This is a genomic window from Streptomyces sp. NPDC048392, from assembly GCF_043200575.1.
Lineage (GTDB): Bacteria > Actinomycetota > Actinomycetes > Streptomycetales > Streptomycetaceae > Streptomyces.
On the sequence record NZ_JBICYB010000053.1, the window covers coordinates 2,612 to 5,384 of the forward strand.

Below are 2,773 nucleotides of genomic sequence, written 5' to 3' on the forward strand. Positions count from 1 at the left end.
GGCGCGCCGCGCCGGTCGCGCCGCCCGGCCCCCCCCCCCCCCCCCCGGGGGCCGCCCCCCCCCCCCCGGCCCCCCCCCCCCCCGGCCCCCCCCGCCCCGCAGACACTCGTTGCTGCGGCTGTCGGGATCGCGGCCGCCAGCGGAAAGACGCTGACGATCGTTGACGCCGAGCTCCTTAGGGAGGCAACCGCCCGCCTGGCCACGCAGCTCGGCCTGGCCGAGCTCACCTTCCTGTCTCCCGCGCAGGCCGCGAGCTGGCCGACAGGATTCGACCCGGACGGGGTGCTGGCCGTCCATGGGAACGTGCTGCGCAACCAGGACATGGTGGAACCGCTGCGCGCCGCGGCCCGGGATGCCAGCCTCCACGGGCATCTCGTCGTGGCCCGCCACCCCTACGACAGCGACAGCCTCGACGCCTGCACCACCCAGGTCCGCGAGATCGCGGCAGCGGACTTCATGCCGGCGCACGCGGCGGCGGACAGCGACAGCCCGGACACGCCAGGGCTGATCGCCAGGCGCGTGCGATCCCTGTCCTGGCAGGCGCAGCCGATCCATGAACCAGACTGGATACCGCGCGATACAGACCGCCAGGCCGAAACTCTCGCGCAAGAGTGGGGGGCTCAGTGGGCTGCGGCGAAAGAGCCGCTCACCCCTACAGCAACCCCGGCCGAGTCGGGGGGCCCCAGCGACGAGTCGCTTGACCGCGTGCGGTCCCGCTGGCGGCAACTGCGCCGTACCCAGCCGGAGGCGCCGGAATCCGGGCCCGGCTCCGCCGAGCCGGATTCCGGCCCAGTCTTCTGGGTGACCCGGGACAGTACGACAGGGCGCCCGGACATCGGGGCAGACCTGGAAACCAAGCGGCAGTTCCTCGCGGACTTCCGCGGGGAAGATCCGGAACGCAGGCGGCGGGCCCTGGAGCTCGTCTTTCCGCAACGCCCGGCCGACGCCGCCGAAGAGGAGCGCATTTCCTACGAGGAGCTGCGCACGGCGCTGGAGGACCCCGCCACCCTGCAGGCCTTGCAGGCCAAGGCCGACGAGCTCCAGGCCGCCACGGAGCAACGCCTCAGGCAGGCCGCTGAAGCCCTCGCCCGTTCCGCCCCCGCAGCGCGGGCACCGCACACATCCAGGCCGAGCGGCCACACGGCAGAACACCCAAGCATCCAGCAGCCTCTGCCCTCAGCCGCTGCACCACAGCAGGGCCCGCGTCCGTAGGAGCACCGGCCCTACCCGAGACCGCCTGGCGCGGGAGTCGGCCAAAGGCGCACTCTACGGGCGGGCGGGGCGGCGCTCTGTATGTCGCTCCCCGGAGCTGTCATCGGCCGGGTGCTGCCTGCAAGATGCTCAAGAGCGGTGCTGGAGCCGCCCCAGCTTCTGCCGCTGAGCGGCCGACGGCTACTGGTCTCGGTGGACGGCTTGGACGCCGGTGCCCGTGTACGCCTTCGGCATCAGGGTGAGAAGGTACCGGCCGGCGGGATGCGTGGCGGAGGGGCGGGCGGCGTGGCGGAGGGGCGGGCGGCCCGGGTGGCGGTGACCGCGGCGTCGGTGCCGAACGCCTCGATCCGGATGAACCGCAGTCCCTTGATGCAGCCGAGCAGCCCGGGGCGTTCGGCGTCGCCTGCCGTCAGGGACAACACCGGCGCATACAGCTCCCCGAGTCCTCCAAAGGCCTGGACGTAGAACGCGGCGACCGCCTCGTTGAACGGGTCCTTCAGGTCGTACAACGCTCCCGCGGTCGTGTGGTCCAGGACGACCGCGATCCCCGCCACTACGCGGCTGCCCGCGGACCGTGCGCGCTGCCGCCGAGGCGCTCCAGCAGCGCCCGGGCCTTTGCGACCACCCGGGCCAGCGGTGACACGGCCAGTACCGAGGGCCCGCCCCGAGTGGCTGGCCGGCGACTGGACGCTGGTCATGAGGGCCTGGTTACCCGCCCTCTCCGACGGGGACTGGACGGAGATCACCGGGCCAGCACCCCCCTGTTCCGGTAACACCTGTTACCATGCTGGTATGGCGAAGACACAGCTAGGCGCGCGCGTGGATGAGGACGTTGCGGAACTCGCGAAGAAACGCGCCGCCGACCTGGGACTGAGCATCGGGGACTACCTCGCCAGGCTGGTACAGGACGATGCCAGCGGCCTGCGCGCCCGAGCGGTGGACGCGGCCGCCCGCTTCCTGGCCGAACACCAGGCGGTCTTCGACGAGGCCGAACAAGCCCAGCAAACACCCAGGGGAGCACGCGCGGCCTGATGGACCTGCACATCGACGTTCCCTGGATCCTGCACGTCGCCGAGGCCGCCGGGGCGCACGATCCGGCCCCCGACGACTACGGCGTTCCCATCTCGGCAGTCGCCCGCCACCGCGCCGAACTGTTCGAGCAGCCCGTCTACGGCGGCCCCTACGCCAAAGCCGCCGCCCTGGTGCACACACTGGGCCGGTGCCGCTGGCTGGAGCGCTCCAACATGGCCGTCGCCGCCGCGACCGGCGTCCTGTACCTCGAAGCCGCCGGGATCTCCGTCAAACCCGGCCGTGAGGACGCCATCGCCCTGAAGGACCTGCTCCTTGACCCCGCCTGCACCGCAGGGAAGATCGCCGCTCTGCTGCGGACCTGGCCCACCACCACCTGACGCCCGCAGGCCCGCCACCGCCCTCCGAGGCCCGGGGGGGGGGGGGCCGGCCCCCCCCCCCCCCGGGGCCCCCCCCCCCGGGGGCCCCCCCCCCCCGGGGCCGGGGGGGGGCGGGGGGGGGGCCCCCCCCCCCCCCCCCGGGGGGGGGGGCG

The 2,773-nt window shown here is 73.9% G+C and carries 4 protein-coding genes; 3 read left to right on the forward strand and 1 reads right to left on the reverse strand.

Going from position 1 to position 2,773, the window contains the following annotated elements:
- The first annotated feature begins 303 nt into the window (after window positions 1-303).
- Window positions 304-1,212 carry a hypothetical protein gene (locus ACGFYH_RS34545; RefSeq protein WP_393807119.1) on the forward strand — a complete coding sequence of 303 codons (909 nt, stop codon included), beginning with the start codon at window positions 304-306 and terminating at the stop codon, window positions 1,210-1,212.
- 233 nt (window positions 1,213-1,445) lie between these two features.
- Here the strand turns inward: ACGFYH_RS34545 and ACGFYH_RS34550 are convergent, their stop codons facing one another.
- On the reverse strand, window positions 1,446-1,766 hold the full coding sequence (locus ACGFYH_RS34550; RefSeq protein ID WP_393807120.1) for a hypothetical protein: 321 nt from the start codon (window positions 1,764-1,766) through the stop codon (window positions 1,446-1,448).
- A gap of 238 nt (window positions 1,767-2,004) precedes the next feature.
- Between ACGFYH_RS34550 and ACGFYH_RS34555 the strand changes: the two genes are divergently transcribed.
- Together ACGFYH_RS34555 and ACGFYH_RS34560 are read left to right on the forward strand one after the other, a co-directional pair.
- Window positions 2,005-2,244 (forward strand): hypothetical protein, encoded by a 240-nt coding sequence (locus ACGFYH_RS34555; protein WP_250760010.1) that lies wholly within the window; start codon window positions 2,005-2,007, stop codon window positions 2,242-2,244.
- Window positions 2,244-2,621: a fic family toxin-antitoxin system, toxin component gene (locus ACGFYH_RS34560; protein ID WP_393807121.1), complete on the forward strand. Its 378-nt coding sequence runs from the start codon at window positions 2,244-2,246 to the stop codon at window positions 2,619-2,621. Before ACGFYH_RS34555 ends, ACGFYH_RS34560 begins: the two co-directional genes overlap by 1 nt.
- Window positions 2,622-2,773 lie beyond the last annotated feature (152 nt).

What these genes read in the sequence shown, in the direction of transcription:
- ACGFYH_RS34560 (WP_393807121.1), top strand. Translation starts at nt 2,244, where the DNA reads ATGGACCTGCACATCGACGTTCCCTGGATCCTGCACGTCGCCGAGGCC.
- ACGFYH_RS34555 (WP_250760010.1), top strand. Translation starts at nt 2,005, where the DNA reads ATGGCGAAGACACAGCTAGGCGCGCGCGTGGATGAGGACGTTGCGGAA.